The sequence below is a fragment of the Jeotgalibacillus sp. S-D1 genome, assembly GCF_004358665.1.
In the GTDB taxonomy this organism is placed as follows: domain Bacteria; phylum Bacillota; class Bacilli; order Bacillales; family Jeotgalibacillaceae; genus Jeotgalibacillus.
Genome location: NZ_SMZR01000003.1, coordinates 367,062 through 384,412 on the forward strand (window position 1 = coordinate 367,062; position 17,351 = coordinate 384,412).

The following is a 17,351-nucleotide window of genomic DNA, read 5'->3' on the forward strand; positions in this document are numbered from 1 at the left end:
TATCCTTCATTTACTCATACTGCTTTAGCGCTTCCGTGTAATGCATTTTTACCTTTTCACGAAGCTCTTCAGGCTCTATTACTTTCACGTGTGCACCATATGCAAGAAGCTGAGATGCTGTATAGGATAATTCTCCATAAGGAATACTCCCTCTCCACATGTCACCTGATACTTCTTTAAAAAGCGGATCTGCTTTTGCCCTCCGTGCTCCTTCAGCAGTAAATGCTAATACTGTTTGAACTGAAGGTCGTTCCTCAGGACGATTGAGCCATTCACTCAGTGTCGGAAGCTCATCATGTGTCTTTTCCCCAATTTTCGCGAAATGTATTCTGTCAGCACGGTACAGCAACACTTTGTCTTTATATAAGGCAGGCATATACCATGTCTGATCAAAATAAAGGCCAAGAGGAAATATCCTGATATCTCTTTTCCCTTTTGAAGACTCATAAGTGATGAAGAGCTCCTGCTGGTCAAGTGATGCCTGCAGGATGAGAGTCGTCCAATTGTTTTTGGCCGATGATGCTGATATTTTAAACGCTACTTTATTTTCAACCAGCCTGATTTTTTCCTTTGTAGAATCCGGCAATTCCGCAAAATAATTTTCAGCAAGATGGCTTCGTACCTCACTGAATGGAAGATTAGGGATCTGTTGAAAGTAATGCAGCATTAAATACAGACCCAGCGCTTCATTTTCATTTAACTGAAGAGGCGGTAATAAACGATTGGGCAACACCCGGTATCCTCCATACCTGCCTGGTTCCGAATAGAGAGGGAAGCCGATTTCCTGCAATCTTTCAAGGTCCCGTTGAATGGTTCTGACCGATACATCAAAGCGCCTGGCCAGTTCGGAAGCAGAGAATTTCCTGTTTGGCTCGAGCATTCGCATAATAGTCAGCTGTCGTTTATTCATTAAAGCGTACTCCTTATAATTACGACATGTTTTGTCATAATTACAGTATACACTTAGTAGTAGAAAAGGAGATGAAACATATGAGTAAAAACGTCTTATATATTGCCATGAGCCTGGATGGCATGATTGCAAAAGAAGATCATTCCCTTGACTGGCTGATGGAAGCTGAAGGGGAAGAGGATAATGGGTATAATCGCTTTTACAGCGGAATCTCTTCAGTGGTGATGGGCAATCGAACGTATCAGGAAGTACTGAAAATGTCAGATGAAAAACCCTACCAGGATCGTCCGGTTTACATTCTCTCAAGAACAGAGCAAGAGGATGGCTACGCCACTTTCACATCGGAATCAGTGGATACCCTGCTTCCGGATTTGCAGAAAAAACATGGTGGTCCTGTATGGGTAGTTGGCGGCGGCGAGATTGTCAAAGCATGTGTTGAATCCCAGCTAATCGATGAATATTATATCGCTGTAATCCCGGTAGTATTAGGTGGAGGCATACCGCTGTTTCCGGAGGGGACAAGATATACTGAGCTGAAGCTTAAAGGGACAGAAATATATAATCAGATTGTGATGCTTCATTATGTGAAAAAACAAGCAGAATAACTGTGGATGGGACAAAACAAAAAAAGAATGTTTTCACGACAAACTCTCGTGAAAACATTCTTTTCATCTGTGTGGGACCATTTTCTAAAAGAGTAGGTTCATTGGAGCGGAAGGTGGCGACTCCAGCGGGATGAAGCGGGAAAGGTGAGACACTGAAGATGCGCAGCATCGAAGTGGCTCACCCCCGCCCCGCGGAAAGCGCCGCCTGCAGCGGAAATGAACCGGTCTCCTTAGAGCTTTTGTTCCCGCTTTTTATTACTGCAAGCGCCAAACGCTTTTCACAACATTTGTTTGTGTACGGTCAGGACCTACTGAGAAAATTGATAGCGGAATGCCTGTCAGCTGTGATACACGCTCTAAGTAATGGCGCGCATTATCAGGAAGTTCGTCCAGCGTGCGGACCGCTGTTATATCTTCATCCCAGCCTGGAAGCTCTTCATAGATTGGCTCACATTTCGCCAACGTACGAAGGTTCGCAGGATATTCAGTGATAATCTCATCTCCTAAACGGTAGGCAGTACAGATTTTCAATGTCGGAATTCCTGTTAGTACATCAATGGAGTTCAACGACAGGTCAGTCAGGCCGCTGACACGGCGTGCATGGCGAACCACAACGCTGTCAAACCAGCCAACACGGCGTGCACGGCCCGTTGTTGTTCCATATTCACGGCCCACTTCACGGATCTGATGGCCAATTTCATCGTCAAGCTCTGTTGGGAACGGACCATCGCCAACACGTGTTGTGTAAGCCTTCGAAACACCTACTACATGATTGATTTTTGTCGGACCAACCCCGGAACCAATTGTTACGCCGCCCGCTACCGGGTTAGATGACGTAACATATGGATATGTACCCTGGTCGATGTCGAGCATAACACCCTGAGCGCCTTCAAATAAAACGCGGCGTGCTTCATCAAGAGCATCATTTAACACAACAGATGTATCACAAACATACTTCGCCACCTGCTGGCCATACTCGTAGTATTCTTCAAAAATATCTTCCAGTTTAAAGCCCTCAACCTCATAAAAACGTTCCAGCATGCGGTTCTTTTCTTCCAGGTTGTTGGTAAGCTTTTCTTTGAATGACTCACGGTCTAAAAGGTCTGCAATACGAATTCCCATACGGGCAGCTTTATCCATGTATGCAGGACCGATACCTTTTTTGGTTGTTCCGATTTTATTAGCGCCTTTTCGTTCTTCTTCCACTTCATCAAGCTTTAAGTGGTACGGCAAAATAACGTGCGCACGGTTGCTGATGCGCAGGTTTTCCGTTGTCACACCGCGGTCATGAAGATACTTCAATTCAGCCACAAGTGCTTTCGGATCAACGACCATGCCGTTTCCGATGACAGAAATTTTATCTTTGTAGAAAATACCTGATGGAATCAAATGAAGCTTGTACGTTTCACCGTCAAATTTAATCGTATGTCCAGCGTTGTTACCGCCTTGGTAACGCGCAATTACTTCTGCATGTTCTGAGAGAAAGTCTGTAATCTTGCCTTTCCCTTCATCTCCCCATTGTGTGCCCACAACTACTACTGAAGACATGAAATGCACCTCCGTTAGACTCTTTAAGCCCTTTTTTTCAAACAAGATCAGTGTACCAATCTATCACTGCCACGTCAACTAAAAGACGAACATTAATCTAAAAACAGTTAGCTATATTCGTATAATGGTTGTACATCTATCGCGTTAAATCAATAAAGGATATTATTTGATTTTGCTGTTCTACTTGCTGCTAAACCCTACTGTTAAAGGTTTTTAAAGAAAAAAGAACGAACAGCTCCGCGGCTGTTCGTTCTTTTACGCACCTGGCGGCATGCCTGAGTCCTCTAGTCTTCGTTCAAGATTTACGAATTTATTGTATTCTTTAATAAAGGCCAAAGAAACGGTACCAACCGGGCCATTACGCTGTTTTGCAATAATAATCTCGATGGTATTCTGATTTTCACTTTCCTTGTCGTAATAGTCATCACGGTAAAGGAATGCAACAATGTCGGCATCCTGCTCAATACTTCCTGATTCCCGTAAATCGGACATCATCGGACGCTTGTCCTGACGGGTTTCAACTCCACGCGAAAGCTGTGACAGGGCAATTACGGGCACTTCAAGCTCACGCGCTAACCCTTTAAGGGAACGGGAGATTTCTGAAACCTCCTGCTGACGGTTCTCGCCGGGCTTGCCGTTTCCGTGAATCAGCTGCATATAGTCAATCAGTATCATGCCAAGTCCGTGCTCCTGTTTTAGACGCCGGCATTTTGCACGGATATCCTGCACACGCACACCAGGCGTATCATCAATGTAGATCCCCGCATTCGACAGACTGCCCATGGCCATCGTCAGCTTGCGCCAGTCTTCATCTGTCAGCGCTCCTGTACGGAGATTCTGCGCATTAATATTACCCTCTGCACAAAGCATACGCATAACAAGCTGTTCTGCACCCATCTCCAAGCTGAAAATGGCTACATTCTCCCCTGTTTTCGTTGCAACGTTTTGTGCAATATTCAAAGCAAATGCGGTTTTACCAACTGATGGACGGGCAGCAACAATAATCAGATCATTCCGCTGAAATCCCGCTGTCATGCGGTCAAGCTCATTAAATCCTGTGGCGATCCCTGTAACATCACCCTTTTGGCTGTTCAGGATTTCAATGTTGTCATACGTTCTGACAAGAACGTCCTTCATGGAATGAAAGGCACTGGTATTTTTACGGTTCGCCACTTCCATGATGCTTCTTTCCGCTTCACCAAGCAGATTTTCAACCTCATCTTCTCTCGCGTAGCCGTCCTGCGCAATGGTGGTCGCTGTTCGAATCAGGCGGCGAAGAAGAGATTTCTCTTCTACAATGCGTGCATAATACTCAAGGTTCGCAGCGGTTGGCACAGATGCTGCCAGGTCGCTCAGGTAAGAAACCCCACCGACATCCTCAAGCTCTTTCACTGCTGACAGTTCCTCTGTTACGGTAATTAAATCAATCGCCTTGCCCCGGTCACTCAACTTCATCATAATTTCAAATATCTTTTGATGCGAGCTGCGGTAAAAATCCTCCGGCATCAGGATCTCAGCAGCAGGAATGAGGACCTGCGGCTCAAGGAAAATAGCGCCAATGACTGCTTGTTCTGCTTCTATATTTTGAGGCGGAATACGATCCGCATATTGTTCATTCATCTTTAACGTTCCCCTCCCGCTTTTGTATAAAACTTTATTAAACGTGGTTGCTGATTTCCGCTTTTAGCATCACTGGCGTTTAACAAAGCATTCTAAAAAAGGGTTTTGATCCGAAAAAAAATGTGATCTCTTACGATCACATTTTTTCTTAGTATAGCATGAATTCGACCCTTTTCGGCAGGTCTCCTTATTTTTCCTCGCCAACATGAACCTTCAGCGTTGCTGTTACTTCGTTATGAAGTTTTACAGGAACTTGGGTGACGCCAAGTGAACGGATGGCATCGTTCATTTCAATTTTACGCTTATCAACTTTAATTTTATGGCTTTTCTTTAATTCTTCTGCAATTTGTTTTGATGTAATGGATCCGAATAAACGGCCGCCTTCACCTGATTTTGCAGTTAATTCAACTGTCAATTCTTCAAGTGTTTTTTTCAGGTCCTGCGCCTGCTGCAATTCTTCTTCCTGCGCTTTTTGCTCTTTCTTTTTCTGAGCATCCAGCTGATTAACATTTCCTGCACTTGCTTCAACTGCCAAATTGTTTTTCAGCAGGTAGTTGTGTGCGTAGCCATCCGCTACATTTTTAACTTCACCTTTTTTACCTTTACCTTTTACATCTTGTAAGAAAATTACTTTCATTGTTCATCCGAACTCCCTTCAACATGTTCACTAATCGCTACTTTCAGCTGCTCTACCGCTTCTTCTATCGTGGTGTCGTAGAGCTGGGTGGCAGAGTTGGTTAAATGACCGCCGCCTCCAAGCCTTTCCATAATCAACTGGACGTTTACCGTGCCGAGTGAACGTGCACTAATGCCTACTACATTTTCTTCTCTCATCGCCACTACAAAGGATGCCGCAACATCTTCCATCGACAGCAGGGTATCTGCTGCCTGGGCAATGATGACAGAATCATGAATTTTGTCTTCTTCCCCGGCTGCGATGGCCATTCCATGCTTATAAAACTCCACCGTTTCAACCAGCCGCGCGCGTTCCAGGTAGGTCGTCACGTCTTCCCGTAAAAACTGCTGCACGAGCACGGTATCAGCGCCCTGTGTCCGCAGATACGAAGCCGCATCAAATGTACGGGATCCTGTGCGCATCGTAAAGCTTTTCGTATCTACAATTATACCAGCAAGCAGGGCGGTTGCTTCAAGCATTGTGATTTTTTCATTCTTCGGCTGATAATCCAACAGCTCTGTAACCAGCTCAGCCGTAGAGGATGCGTATGGTTCCATATAAACAAGAAGAGGGGTCTCAATAAACTCTTCTCCCCGTCTATGATGATCGATCACGACTACTTTTTCAATTTTATCTAACAGCCGCTCTTCAATGACGAGACTTGGCTTATGCGTATCCACAATGACAAGCAGCGTATCTTCAGTTGCAATTTCCAGCGCTTCTTCAGGGGTGATCATCTGGGAATAAAGCTCCGGCTTCCCTTTAATTTCTTCCATCAGACGCTTCACGCTGTTATCGATCTCTGCGAAATTCAGGGCTACATACCCTTCTTTATGATTCATCTGTGCGATTTTCCTGATGCCAATGGCAGCACCCACAGCATCCATATCAGGACGCCTATGGCCCATCACAATGACTTTATCGCTTCCAACGATCAATTCACGCAGAGCATGGGAAATAACCCGCGCGCGGACCCTGGTGCGTTTTTCCATGGGATTTGTTTTACCGCCGTAAAACTTCACTTTCCCGTTTTGCTGCTTAATGGCGACCTGGTCACCACCTCGACCCAAAGCAAGATCCAGACTCGACTGGGCCTGTGCTCCGAGCTCGGGAAGATTTTCAGTACCCGATCCAATACCGATGCTTAATGTTAACGGAACATTCTGCTTTGAGGTCTTTTCACGGATTCCATCCAGAATCGTAAACTTTTCCTGCTCAAGCTCTTTTAAGATACGTTCATTCATCACTGCCATAAATCGGTCAGACGAAATTCGTTTTACATAGATCTGGTGGTCATTAGCCCATTTATTTAAGAGCGAGGTAACGGAGCTGTTTATATTGCTTCGTGCTGAATCATCCATTCCCTGTGTCAGATCGTCATAGTTATCAAGAAATATAACAGATAAAACAGTGCGGTCAGCTTTATAACGCTGCTCAATTTCCGTTTGCTCTGTTACATCGAATAGATAAAGCAATCGTTCTTCCTGTTTATGAATGACACGAAAAATACGTCCCTGCCACGAGACCGTTTCATCCGTGTGCCCTTCTTTTTTTACGACGGGTACCAATGCATCTGCCACATCATAAAGTGAACGGCCAATCATCGTTCCGCCGTCTGCAAATGATGTAAGATAGGGATTAGCCCATTCGACAAAAAAATCATCGTTAAATAGAAGAATTCCAACAGGCATTTCCATTAGTGCTTCTTCCCCAACACGCTTAACCCGATACGATAAAGTGGAAATATATTGTTCGGTATCTTCAAAAAAGCGCCGTTCATAGCTAAATGAAAACCATAGTAAAGGGGTGATGACAATAAGCCCTATAAGCGTGATCCACGCATTAAAAAAGGCAAATGCCAAAACAATAAGTACTAATGAAACCGAAAGCCCGATTAATAATCTTCGCATTACCCGATGTTGAAAATAAGTTGGCATGCTTTCAGCTCCCAAAACGGACTGCTCCGCTTTAATTGTGTTATCTATATCATATACCCACGAATCGTCCTTCGTGTGCACGTGACCTGCAGATTGTTACATCCTTTGTTTACTCTTTTTCCCATTATTTCGTGTTATTCTGCAGACGCTTCCGTAAATCAAAACCTAAGTCTATTATACCTAAAATTCGGGTGAATGGACTTAATACAATACCAAAAATCGTAAAAATAGCAATTCTTGCTTTTCCCCATCCTTTTAACTTGCCAAAAAAATGTATAAAGGACAGCCCTTGCAGTATCATCAGCAATTCTAAAGCAACCTGCAGATTTGCCACCATGAGAGCGAATGTGCTCCCTGGTTCAGGGGTACTGACAAGAGAAATAATCAATACAATTAAGTAATACCAGATAACGCTTTTAGGAAGAGACAATTTGTCGAATGAATTAAACTTCGGCACATCTACAGAAAAACGTTTGGCGATTGGAAAATTCACCAGAATCATAATCCAGACCAAAAATGAGACCGATAAAACAAGCAGTGTCGGAATAAGCAATTCCATCGTGTTCATATTGGCCGTCCACACGCTTTCATATTCTGAAACATTCAGGCCGGACGCTTCTGCTGCCGTGAAAAATTCTGTAAAAGCACGCTCCATTTCCGTGAAAATCTCCTCAATAATGTTGATCTCAAAGAAGATAATAGAAGCGATGTACTGAGTGATGACATGAAAAAGGAATATAAGTGTAGAGGATATAAAAATAATAAATTTACTTTTCTTTTCTTTAATCAACCATCCCATTACCAGCCCGGTTGTGCTGTATGCAATGGCTACAGGCACTGCCAAAACGGAACCAAGGATGGCAGAGACCCCAATACTTGCTGCAACCATTAATAAAGACGCACGAAAGGGGTATTTAGAACAGTAAATGATAAACGGTAAAACCAGGAATATATTCAGTATTAGAGAAAGAACCGGTACGTAGATTGAAATCAAAAGCAAGACTGCAAATAACGCCACAAGCACTGCGCCTTCAGTCAGCCTCGCTGTATTCGAATGCCTCATATGTCACCTCAACTATTTTTACCTATATCTCTTCTTTATGAGAATAGTATCAGGTTAATTCTATCTGTCCTCCAACCGCCATTCAACTATTTCGAATAATCTCAGGAAAAAAGACGTATTTTTCCTTCACATTTTCGAGAAATACAGACCTTATGGCTAAAAGAGCCGACATTCTATTATTGACCCGGGACTGAACCTTTAAATACGTGCAGGTGATATGTTTGTAATCTTATTAAAAAATATTGGATCATCAGCCAGTCTGTTCGGGTTCTTTTATCCCTTAATGGCTGAATCGCTATGCAACGTGAGATGGTTATGAAAATAAAAAACCACCAATTAATCCAAATGGATTAATTGGTGGTTGAACGTTATTATTCTCCAGTCACGAATGGTAGTAATGCCATTGTACGTGAACGTTTGATTGCGATTGTCAACATACGTTGATATTTCGCGCTTGTTCCAGTTACACGACGTGGTAAAATTTTACCACGCTCTGAAACAAACTTTCTAAGAAGATCTACGTCTTTGTAGTCGATGCTTGTGATGCCGTTAGATGTGAAGTAACACACCTTTTTACGACGACGTCCGCCTCTGCGTCCTCCTGCCATGAGATTCCCCTCCTTCATTTTTAGATTGTATGGTATACCCTCTTAGAATGGTAAGTCGTCATCTGAAATGTCGATCGGCTGACCGTCATTTGAAAATGGGTCCTTGTCCACTCTGGTATAATTTTGATTGCTTTTATTATTATCTCGAGGTTGATTCTGATCGAAGTTGTTATTATTTTGGTTCCCCTGGTTACCTCGGTAGCCCTGGTCTCCGCCATAATTTCCGCCAGATTGCCCTGATGTTGCATTTTTCGGTTCTAGGAATTGCACGCTTTCTGCAACAATTTCAGTTACATAGACACGCTTTCCTTCTTGGTTATCATAGCTTCGCGTTTGAACACGACCATCGACACCTGCAAGACTTCCTTTTTTCAAAAAGTTAGCCACGTTTTCAGCGGGACGGCGCCATACAACACAATTTATAAAATCCGCTTCACGATCTCCCTGCTGGTTCGTAAATGCACGGTTAACAGCAAGTGTGAAGGTTGCAACTGCCACACCGCTTGGCGTGTAGCGCAAATCTGGATCCTTCGTTAATCGACCCACTAACACGACTCGATTCATCATCAGAATCAACTCCTTTGTCTTTGATCAGGATGATTTCAGATGAAATATCCTTCACATAGGATAGCATTCTATAGTTAAAACTTATTTTTCTTCTTCACGAATCGTCATGTGGCGAACGATATCTTCGCTGATTTTAGCCAGACGGTCAAACTCGTTGATTGCTTCTGAACCAGAAGTCAACTTGACAATATGGTAAAATCCTTCGCGAATTTCGTTAATTTCGTAAGCGAAACGACGCTTACCCCACTCTTTTGATTCGATGATTTCCGCTCCGTTAGAAGTTAGGATATTAGCAAAACGCTCGTTAACTGCTTTCTTTTGCTCATCGTCCACGTCTGGGCGGATAATGTACATAATTTCGTACTTTCTCATCGGTATTCACCTCCTTATGGTCTGTGCGGCCTCCCGCTGTCGGGATGCAAGGAATAATAATACTATTACTCACAATGTAGAATTATATCATACAAAAAATCGAAATACAATGGCAGATTGGACTTCTCTACTAATAAGTGAATGAGTTAATCGAAAACCCTGCCTTTTAGCAGCCTGGTGCCAATAAACAAAATGACTGTTATGGATAGATAGATGATCCAGGAGAGGTTAATCTCATAGCCGGCTGGTACAAATAAAATGATGGGGTAAGGAAGAAAAAGGATGGCGGCACCGGTTATTCCCCAGGCAATATTTATTTTTGCAGGTTTATCTTTCATGAAGACAGTTTTTTTCATCACTACCATTGCAGCCAAGGGAATGGTAATGAATACACTGCCAAAGATCAGCAGATGAGTCAGTGAAACCGGTTTGTTTAATTCAGGGAACAACAGCTGCATGAACCCCATCAATCCAAACATCCACATGGCGCCATAGGCTGCCATGTACAGCCAAAGTAGTAATTTTCCCGTCAGCGTTTCCTTAGGCAGCTCATCAACGAGGCTTTTACAATACCCTTCAGGATCTTCACCAAAAACATCCGCTGCCCGCCTGCCTCTTTCCTGGGCGTCAATTAAGTGCTCAAGCAGTTCCAGCAGAAGCTCTTCCCCGGCTCTTTGATCTACATTGCTGCTGCGTACATACAATAAAATATCGCTGTAAAATGACTCATTTTGATCATTCAGCTTTTTCCTGCGCTCATTATTCTGCTGGATGTATGCCGTCGTTGTTGTCATCCTTCTTCCCTCCTTTTCCAAGCACGATGTGGTTAACAGAATGGGCTAATGCTTCCCATTCATGCTTAAACTGAGCCAGAGTGTCTTTTCCTTTAATGGTTAATGAATAATACTTTCGGTTCGGTCCGTTTGCTGACTTCACCATTTTTCCTTCTATTAATCCTTCTTTTTGAAGCCTCAGCAAAACGGGATAGATGGACCCCTCGCTCACTGACTGCAGCCCCTGTTCTGATAATCGGACGTACAATACATATCCATACGTTGGTTTTTCTTCGATAACAGCGAGGATGCAGCCTTCCAGTACGCCTTTCAGCATCTGGCTTTTATTCATAAAGATCCTCCCTATTCACCCGCTATATTGTTATGCAAGGTAGTGGAATAAAAAAAGTACCTTGCTTTGCAAGTTAGTAATAGAATAGCACGGTTCTTTTGGGGTGTCCAGTAGGTATTATCATAAACAGGGGGGGTTATTGAGTATTTTGTGCCTAACTGAAAAAGACTTTAAAAGGAGGCCGGTTAATTTCCGCTGCAGGCGGAGGCTTTCCGCGGGGCGTGCGGTGAGCCACCTTGAGCTAAAGCTCTGCGGTGTCTCACCTGTCACGCTTTATCCCGCCGGAGTCCCCGCCTTCCGCTGCAATTAACCTACACGTACAAAAGTTTAAGATTATAAGGGTTAAAAAAAGAAAATGACTCTGGACAAAACCCAGAGTCATTTTCCTTTATTACAATTTAAACGTTAAAACGGAAGTGAATAACGTCTCCGTCTTTCACGATGTATTCTTTACCTTCCAATCTGACTTTTCCTGCTTCTTTCGCAGAAGTCATTGAACCTGTGTTTACCAGGTCTTCATAGGAAACCGTTTCGGCACGGATAAATCCACGTTCAAAATCAGTATGAATGACCCCAGCACATTGCGGAGCTTTCATCCCATGGCGGAATGTCCATGCACGGACTTCCTGCACGCCGGCAGTAAAATAAGTTGCCAGTCCAAGCAGATTATAAGTGGCGCGGATTAATTGATCAAGACCTGATTCTTCAATCCCAAGCTCCTGAAGGAACATTGCTTTTTCTTCATCATCCAGTTCAGCAATTTCTTCTTCAATTTTTGCACAAACCACAATCACTTCTGCATTGTCTCCTGCAGCAAACTCGCGCACGCGCTCAACATATTCATTATCAGCTGTATCCGCGATTTCATCTTCTCCTACATTTGCCACGTAAAGCATCGGCTTGAAAGTTAAAAGATGCAGGTGATGAGCTATACGCTTCTGATCATCTGACAATTCCACCGTACGTGCCGGCTGATTGTTTTCCAATGCTTCTTTTACCAATTCCAGCACCGCTAATTCTGCTACTGAATCTTTATCTTTTTGTTTTGCCATTTTACCTACACGCGCAATTCGTTTATCAACCGCTTCGAGGTCAGCCAAAATCAGTTCAAGGTTAATGACATCAATATCATCAATTGGATCTACTTTTCCCGATACATGCGTAATATTGTCGTCTGCAAAGCAGCGTACAACCTGTACAATCGCATCCACCTGGCGGATATGAGACAGAAACTTGTTTCCAAGTCCTTCTCCTTTGCTTGCACCTTTTACAATCCCGGCAATATCGGTAAATTCAAATGCCGTCGGAACTGTTTTTTTCGGCTGAACAAGCTCTGTTAATTTCGTTAGACGGTGATCAGGTACTTCGACAATTCCTACATTAGGGTCGATTGTACAGAAAGGATAGTTCGCCGATTCTGCACCTGCTTTTGTAATTGCATTAAATAAAGTTGATTTCCCAACGTTCGGCAAACCCACTATTCCGGCTGTAAGAGCCATTTGCTTCACTCCTCAAATTAATCTTCTATGTTAACTAGTCAAGAGACGTTTATATCCATTTGCAAACCTCACACAATTATAGATATTTCAGCACTAAAACACAAGTGGGCTTGCTCTTTGGCAGGGCCTTTACGGAGCCCGCACCATAAAAAAATCCCTTCCCACTGTTGAATGCAGATGTTCAACGGGAGGAAGGGTTTTTTTATTCTTCTTCGTGTTTTACGAGTATTTTTTTCATTTTACGTGAAAACTCTTTTCTAGGAATCATCACACTGTGGGAGCAGCCTTCACATTTGATTCTGATATCCATCCCCATGCGAATAATTTTCCATCTGTTTGTTCCACAGGGATGCTGTTTTTTCATTTCCACTACATCGTTTAGGCTATATTCCTTTTCCTCCACCACATGTTCCTCCTATTCACTACGGACTCGATTTTTCACTTTATGTTCTTCCGACGTTTTCGCTGCCTCCTCGCGTGAATACATCACCATGCGAGGGAACGGGATTTCAATACCCAGTTTATCAAGGTGAGCCTTGATATCTTTTCGAAGGGCTCTTGCGATATACCAGTGCTTCATTGGCTGTGTTTCAGCGATCACCCTCATCACCACTTCAGATGCACCTAAGGTTTGAACGCCTAATAACTCAGGTTTGTATACAACCTCTTCATACTTTCCTTCCAATGAGTCCAGCAGATCTAAAATCGCCATTTCAGCCCGGTCAATATCTTCTTCATACGCAATACTTATATCGACCACTGCCACACTATTGTGAATAGAAAAGTTGGTTACTTCGTTAATTGAGCCATTCGGAAAGATATGTAGTTCTCCGGTCCAGCTCTTTATTTTAGTGGTGCGAAGACCGATTTCTTCTACATGTCCTTCTGCCTGGCCAATTTGGACGTAATCGCCTACAGAAAATTGATCTTCAAAAATGATGAAAAATCCTGTAATAACATCACGCACTAAATTCTGCGCTCCAAAACCTACTGCCAGCCCCAATATACCCGCACCGGCAAGCAAACCGGTGATCTCAATGTTGACTGCAGATAAGACAGCAATAATCGCCACAAAATAAACGACATAGGACACGACATTCTGCAGCAGCTTTAAGAGGGTCATTTCTCTTCGGTGGGACACCTGCATCGGTGATTTGGACCTTACTTTAAAGACATTCTCGATCAGCGATTTAACGACCCTTACAACCAGGCCGGCCAAAACGATAATCACAATTATTTTTAAAATTGTGCCTCCCAGGGAAAGCCATGTTTCTTCATTTGACACGTACTCCACAAATGAGTTCCATAAAGCATTAATTGAGTCCACTATCTAAGCACATCCTCTTTTTGTCCAAACGTTTTTTCTATTTTACCAAGTAGACGCATAGATTAAAAACAATAAGCCAAAATCTCTTTTAAAAGTATGGCCATTAAATAGAAAAAAGCTGACATTCTGTCTATTTTCCCCCTGCGAAGGCAATACTGAAAACTCATCCCCCTTAAAAAGGAGTAAACAAGATGAATATCCAGCCTGTCTCTCAAATTTCCTATTTCGCACCCTGTCGCAGCCATATTGAAAATCCTGAGGCGTCTCACATTCTTTCGAAAGAACTCGTGCTGCGTTATCCAAAGCCTGACCAGCCGATCATCTATGTATGTATAGGAACAGACCGTTCAACAGGTGATGCGCTCGGTCCGTTAATTGGATCACTTCTTGAAAAAAGGAAATTACCTAACTTCCATATCTACGGGACATTAAAAGAGCCTGTTCATGCGCTGAACCTGGAAAAAACGATCGATTCTATTTACAAAAACCATCCTGATGCCTTTGTCGTTGGAATCGACGCCTGTTTGGGCCAGCTGAAAAGTGTGGGCTTTGTTGAAGTTGGCAGCGGTCCTGTCCGGCCGGGTGCAGGCGTTCAAAAGAAGCTGCCTGAAGTGGGAGATGTCTATATTATGGGCATAGTAAACGTCGGGGGCTTTATGGAGCACACAATGTTGCATAATACCCGCCTGTATTTCGTCAATGAAATGGCAACCGTAATTACGGATGCTATTCATTACTCCAGTATATTATATAGAAAAAATAACCAATAGTTATATTTTCTATAAATAATAAATTGAAATAAATGGGTATTAATGCATTCCCCCTTGCATTAATACCCATTTATTTACTTTAATTAAAAATAGATAAAGATTCAGACCAGTACATCATCGTAACAATTGCCGCTACAACTAAGATTCCCGGCAGAAAATTTGCTACCCTGATTTTTGTGATCCCCACTAAATTGAGTCCTATGGCAAAAATCATCAACCCGCCGGTCGCAGTCATTTCAGCAATAAAACTGTCCATTAGAGCAGCAGGCACAAAACGATCAATCTGAGTGGCAAATAAAGCGATCGATCCCTGATAGAGAATAACTGGAATCGCAGAGAATAACACACCGATACCAAGAGTAGAAGCTAAAATGATCGATGTGAAACCATCAATAATGGACTTTGTATAAAGAACCTGATGATCCCCCCGAATTCCGCTGTCCAATGAACCGATGACAGACATGGCCCCGATCACAAAAATCAGCGTTGCTGTCACAAATCCCTGTGAAATACTGGTATCGCCATTGGTTCCAACCTGCCGTTCAATCCACCTGCCCATGGCATTCAGCATATCATCCAGTCCGATCCATTCACCAATCACTGCACCAATTACTAAACTTAAGATAACAATGAGATAATTATTACTTTGGAATCCCATCTGCAGTCCCAGTACGACTACAGCCAGACCAATCGCCGACATCACAGTAGCCTTCATGCGCTCAGGGATGCGATGCAGCCATTTCCCGATAAATGTTCCGATAACAATGAGCAGCCCATTGACAAGAGTCCCTAACAGCACCATCCAAAATCCTCTTCTCTATGAAAATATATTTCTATTTTAAGAGAGAGACTGGGACAAATGTGTCTCAATCTCTTCTAACCGGTTCACTGCGCTTTTAGGCGAACGCTTTCCGCAGGGACTTCGCTTGAGCCCTCCTCAGGCTTCGCCTTTCGGGGTCTCAAGCGGAGTCATATCCTGCAGGAGTCGCCGCCTTCCGCTCCATTCACCTCATATGTGCTATTAAAATAGGCTCTATTCACATAACTTTTGGAATTATGTCCTTGTCTCTTTTATTTACTGCTCCTGATTTTCATCCAGCAGAGACATGATCCGTTCGAGATCTTCTTCGGTCATAAATTCTATTTCAATTTTACCTTTGTTTTTCCCTTTTTTTATCACGACAGAGGTGCCAAGCTTTTCACGAAGAAAACCTTCCCGCTCCCTGAAATAAGGGTTTGGCTTTGGTTTCTTTTTCGTCTCGCGCTTAGAGTTGTCATTCAGCTGCTGAATGAGCTGTTCCACCTGCCGCACATTCATTTTTTGCTGAATAATTTTTTCGACAAGACCAGGCAGCTGCTCTTTCTTTTTCAGCCCAAGCAGTGCACGTCCCTGTCCCATCGATAGTTCATTGTTCATGATTTTGTCCTGAATATAATCAGGCAGCATAAGGAGCCGTACGTGATTTGCAATATGCGATCTGCTTTTCCCCAATGTTTTGGCAAGCTCATCCTGGGTGACGGCTAATTTGGTAATGAGCGTTTCATAGGCCTTTGCTTCTTCAATGGGTGTTAAATCCTCCCGCTGAAGGTTTTCAAGCACCGCAAGCTCCATCATTTGCTGGTCTGTAAGGTCGCGGACAACCGCCGGGATGTGCTCAAGCTTCGCTTCCCTTGAAGCTCGAAAACGCCTTTCCCCGACAACGATTTCAAATCCTTTAATGCTTTTTCGGACAATGATCGGCTGCAGGACACCATGCTGCTGAATCGAACGTTTCAGATCCTCAATCGCTTCTTGTTGAAAAACTTTTCTCGGCTGGTACGGGTTCGGCCGAATATCCTTTAGTGACAACTGCTGTACGTGCTCATCCTCTACAGATGACATATCTTTAAACAAGGCACTGACGCCTTTACCTAATCCTTTAGCCATTTTTAATCACTTCCTTTGCTAGCTCAAGATACACTTCTGCTCCTCTTGACTTTGGATCATATAAAATGACCGGCAGACCATGACTAGGCGCCTCGCTCAAACGTACGTTTCTTGGAATAATCGTTTTATATACTTTATCCTGAAAATACTTTTTGACTTCCTCAATCACCTGAATGCCCAGATTGGTTCTGGCATCCAGCATCGTCAATAAAACACCATCGATTAAAAGACGGTGGTTTAAATGCTTTTGTACAAGACGGATGGTACTGAGAAGCTGGCTTAATCCCTCAAGGGCGTAATATTCGCATTGGACCGGAATAACCAATGCGTCTGAAGCTGTAAGGGCATTAAGGGTCAGCAGCCCTAATGAAGGAGGACAGTCAATAATAATGTAATCATAGTGTGGATGGATCTCATCCAGAGATTTTTTTAATCTCACTTCTCTTGAAATCGTCGATACAAGTTCAATTTCTGCTCCCGCAAGCGAAATCGTCGCAGGAATTGCATGCAAATTTTCAACTGTTGTCTCTCGGATTATCGGTCTGATATCAACATCATCTACTAAAATATCATAGATACATTGTTCTACTTCACCTTTATCAATTCCAACTCCACTGGTGGCATTACCCTGGGGATCGATGTCTACAAGCAGTACCTTTTTTCCAAGGTATGCAAGACAGGCACTTAAATTGACGGAAGTTGTCGTTTTCCCCACTCCGCCTTTTTGGTTCGTTATGGCGATAATTCTTCCCATGTCTTTCACCTATCCTTATTATGCCGGGAAACCTTTGTACGTG

General features: G+C 43.2%; 19 protein-coding genes. 2 read left to right on the forward strand and 17 right to left on the reverse strand.

What is annotated here, in order from left to right; translation table 11 throughout:
* Nucleotides 1–10 precede the first annotated feature (10 nt).
* Nucleotides 11–910 (reverse strand): helix-turn-helix transcriptional regulator, encoded by a 900-nt coding sequence (locus E2R51_RS12585; RefSeq protein ID WP_133377418.1) that lies wholly within the window; start codon nt 908–910, stop codon nt 11–13.
* A gap of 80 nt (nt 911–990) precedes the next feature.
* On the opposite strand from E2R51_RS12585, the gene E2R51_RS12590 reads away from it, so the two are divergent.
* Nucleotides 991–1,515 carry a dihydrofolate reductase family protein gene (locus tag E2R51_RS12590; protein WP_306462117.1) on the forward strand — a complete coding sequence of 175 codons (525 nt, stop codon included), beginning with the start codon at nt 991–993 and terminating at the stop codon, nt 1,513–1,515.
* A gap of 255 nt (nt 1,516–1,770) precedes the next feature.
* On the opposite strand, the gene E2R51_RS12595 is transcribed toward E2R51_RS12590, so the two are convergent.
* From E2R51_RS12595 to E2R51_RS12655, 13 genes are all read right to left on the reverse strand, one after another.
* Complete coding sequence (locus E2R51_RS12595) at nt 1,771–3,063, reverse strand: adenylosuccinate synthase (RefSeq protein WP_133377420.1); 1,293 nt, start codon at nt 3,061–3,063, stop codon at nt 1,771–1,773.
* Between the two features lie 255 nt (nt 3,064–3,318).
* Nucleotides 3,319–4,683 (reverse strand): replicative DNA helicase, encoded by a 1,365-nt coding sequence (gene dnaB / locus E2R51_RS12600; protein WP_133377421.1) that lies wholly within the window; start codon nt 4,681–4,683, stop codon nt 3,319–3,321.
* Nucleotides 4,684–4,870: 187 nt separating this feature from the next.
* On the reverse strand, nt 4,871–5,320 hold the full coding sequence (rplI, locus tag E2R51_RS12605; RefSeq protein ID WP_133377422.1) for a 50S ribosomal protein L9: 450 nt from the start codon (nt 5,318–5,320) through the stop codon (nt 4,871–4,873).
* On the reverse strand, nt 5,317–7,296 hold the full coding sequence (locus E2R51_RS12610) for a DHH family phosphoesterase (protein WP_133377423.1): 1,980 nt from the start codon (nt 7,294–7,296) through the stop codon (nt 5,317–5,319). The genes rplI and E2R51_RS12610 overlap by 4 nt, the downstream gene beginning before the upstream one ends.
* Before the next feature lie 124 nt (nt 7,297–7,420).
* Nucleotides 7,421–8,359: a YybS family protein gene (locus tag E2R51_RS12615; protein ID WP_133377424.1), complete on the reverse strand. Its 939-nt coding sequence runs from the start codon at nt 8,357–8,359 to the stop codon at nt 7,421–7,423.
* A 371-nt stretch (nt 8,360–8,730) separates the two neighbouring features.
* Nucleotides 8,731–8,967, reverse strand: coding sequence for a 30S ribosomal protein S18 (gene rpsR, locus E2R51_RS12620; protein WP_133377425.1), 237 nt, complete (start codon nt 8,965–8,967; stop codon nt 8,731–8,733).
* Between the two features lie 42 nt (nt 8,968–9,009).
* On the reverse strand, nt 9,010–9,534 hold the full coding sequence (gene ssb, locus E2R51_RS12625; RefSeq protein ID WP_133377426.1) for a single-stranded DNA-binding protein: 525 nt from the start codon (nt 9,532–9,534) through the stop codon (nt 9,010–9,012).
* Nucleotides 9,535–9,615: 81 nt separating this feature from the next.
* Nucleotides 9,616–9,906 carry a 30S ribosomal protein S6 gene (rpsF, locus tag E2R51_RS12630; protein WP_133377427.1) on the reverse strand — a complete coding sequence of 97 codons (291 nt, stop codon included), beginning with the start codon at nt 9,904–9,906 and terminating at the stop codon, nt 9,616–9,618.
* A gap of 146 nt (nt 9,907–10,052) precedes the next feature.
* Nucleotides 10,053–10,700 carry a DUF1129 family protein gene (locus tag E2R51_RS12635; RefSeq protein ID WP_133377428.1) on the reverse strand — a complete coding sequence of 216 codons (648 nt, stop codon included), beginning with the start codon at nt 10,698–10,700 and terminating at the stop codon, nt 10,053–10,055.
* The gene (locus tag E2R51_RS12640; RefSeq protein ID WP_133377429.1) at nt 10,666–11,031 is read right to left on the reverse strand and encodes a PadR family transcriptional regulator; all 366 of its coding nucleotides are present in this window, start codon (nt 11,029–11,031) and stop codon (nt 10,666–10,668) included. The genes E2R51_RS12635 and E2R51_RS12640 overlap by 35 nt, the downstream gene beginning before the upstream one ends.
* A gap of 398 nt (nt 11,032–11,429) precedes the next feature.
* Nucleotides 11,430–12,530 (reverse strand): redox-regulated ATPase YchF, encoded by a 1,101-nt coding sequence (gene ychF, locus E2R51_RS12645; RefSeq protein ID WP_133377430.1) that lies wholly within the window; start codon nt 12,528–12,530, stop codon nt 11,430–11,432.
* A 202-nt stretch (nt 12,531–12,732) separates the two neighbouring features.
* Complete coding sequence (locus tag E2R51_RS12650; RefSeq protein WP_133377431.1) at nt 12,733–12,933, reverse strand: DUF951 domain-containing protein; 201 nt, start codon at nt 12,931–12,933, stop codon at nt 12,733–12,735.
* A 12-nt stretch (nt 12,934–12,945) separates the two neighbouring features.
* Entirely contained in the window at nt 12,946–13,857 is a 912-nt protein-coding gene (locus tag E2R51_RS12655; protein WP_240733069.1) for a mechanosensitive ion channel family protein, read from the reverse strand.
* 191 nt (nt 13,858–14,048) lie between these two features.
* Between E2R51_RS12655 and yyaC the strand changes: the two genes are divergently transcribed.
* Complete coding sequence (gene yyaC, locus E2R51_RS12660) at nt 14,049–14,627, forward strand: spore protease YyaC (RefSeq protein WP_133377432.1); 579 nt, start codon at nt 14,049–14,051, stop codon at nt 14,625–14,627.
* A gap of 79 nt (nt 14,628–14,706) precedes the next feature.
* Here yyaC and E2R51_RS12665 read toward each other — a convergent pair whose 3' ends face one another.
* The 3 genes from E2R51_RS12665 to E2R51_RS12675 form a co-directional block, all read right to left on the reverse strand.
* The gene (locus tag E2R51_RS12665; RefSeq protein WP_133377433.1) at nt 14,707–15,429 is read right to left on the reverse strand and encodes a DUF554 domain-containing protein; all 723 of its coding nucleotides are present in this window, start codon (nt 15,427–15,429) and stop codon (nt 14,707–14,709) included.
* 273 nt (nt 15,430–15,702) lie between these two features.
* The gene (locus E2R51_RS12670; RefSeq protein WP_133377434.1) at nt 15,703–16,554 is read right to left on the reverse strand and encodes a ParB/RepB/Spo0J family partition protein; all 852 of its coding nucleotides are present in this window, start codon (nt 16,552–16,554) and stop codon (nt 15,703–15,705) included.
* Nucleotides 16,547–17,308 (reverse strand): ParA family protein, encoded by a 762-nt coding sequence (locus tag E2R51_RS12675; RefSeq protein ID WP_133377435.1) that lies wholly within the window; start codon nt 17,306–17,308, stop codon nt 16,547–16,549. The genes E2R51_RS12670 and E2R51_RS12675 overlap by 8 nt, the downstream gene beginning before the upstream one ends.
* Nucleotides 17,309–17,351: the final 43 nt, after the last annotated feature.

What these genes read in the sequence shown, in the direction of transcription:
- yyaC (WP_133377432.1), top strand. Translation starts at nt 14,049, where the DNA reads ATGAATATCCAGCCTGTCTCTCAAATTTCCTATTTCGCACCCTGTCGC.
- E2R51_RS12615 (WP_133377424.1), bottom strand. Translation starts at nt 8,359, where the DNA reads ATGAGGCATTCGAATACAGCGAGGCTGACTGAAGGCGCAGTGCTTGTG.
- dnaB (WP_133377421.1), bottom strand. Translation starts at nt 4,683, where the DNA reads ATGAATGAACAATATGCGGATCGTATTCCGCCTCAAAATATAGAAGCA.
- E2R51_RS12640 (WP_133377429.1), bottom strand. Translation starts at nt 11,031, where the DNA reads ATGAATAAAAGCCAGATGCTGAAAGGCGTACTGGAAGGCTGCATCCTC.
- ychF (WP_133377430.1), bottom strand. Translation starts at nt 12,530, where the DNA reads ATGGCTCTTACAGCCGGAATAGTGGGTTTGCCGAACGTTGGGAAATCA.
- E2R51_RS12635 (WP_133377428.1), bottom strand. Translation starts at nt 10,700, where the DNA reads ATGACAACAACGACGGCATACATCCAGCAGAATAATGAGCGCAGGAAA.
- E2R51_RS12675 (WP_133377435.1), bottom strand. Translation starts at nt 17,308, where the DNA reads ATGGGAAGAATTATCGCCATAACGAACCAAAAAGGCGGAGTGGGGAAA.
- rpsF (WP_133377427.1), bottom strand. Translation starts at nt 9,906, where the DNA reads ATGAGAAAGTACGAAATTATGTACATTATCCGCCCAGACGTGGACGAT.
- rpsR (WP_133377425.1), bottom strand. Translation starts at nt 8,967, where the DNA reads ATGGCAGGAGGACGCAGAGGCGGACGTCGTCGTAAAAAGGTGTGTTAC.
- E2R51_RS12670 (WP_133377434.1), bottom strand. Translation starts at nt 16,554, where the DNA reads ATGGCTAAAGGATTAGGTAAAGGCGTCAGTGCCTTGTTTAAAGATATG.
- E2R51_RS12610 (WP_133377423.1), bottom strand. Translation starts at nt 7,296, where the DNA reads ATGCCAACTTATTTTCAACATCGGGTAATGCGAAGATTATTAATCGGG.
- rplI (WP_133377422.1), bottom strand. Translation starts at nt 5,320, where the DNA reads ATGAAAGTAATTTTCTTACAAGATGTAAAAGGTAAAGGTAAAAAAGGT.
- E2R51_RS12590 (WP_306462117.1), top strand. Translation starts at nt 991, where the DNA reads ATGAGTAAAAACGTCTTATATATTGCCATGAGCCTGGATGGCATGATT.
- E2R51_RS12595 (WP_133377420.1), bottom strand. Translation starts at nt 3,063, where the DNA reads ATGTCTTCAGTAGTAGTTGTGGGCACACAATGGGGAGATGAAGGGAAA.
- E2R51_RS12665 (WP_133377433.1), bottom strand. Translation starts at nt 15,429, where the DNA reads ATGGTGCTGTTAGGGACTCTTGTCAATGGGCTGCTCATTGTTATCGGA.
- E2R51_RS12585 (WP_133377418.1), bottom strand. Translation starts at nt 910, where the DNA reads ATGAATAAACGACAGCTGACTATTATGCGAATGCTCGAGCCAAACAGG.
- ssb (WP_133377426.1), bottom strand. Translation starts at nt 9,534, where the DNA reads ATGATGAATCGAGTCGTGTTAGTGGGTCGATTAACGAAGGATCCAGAT.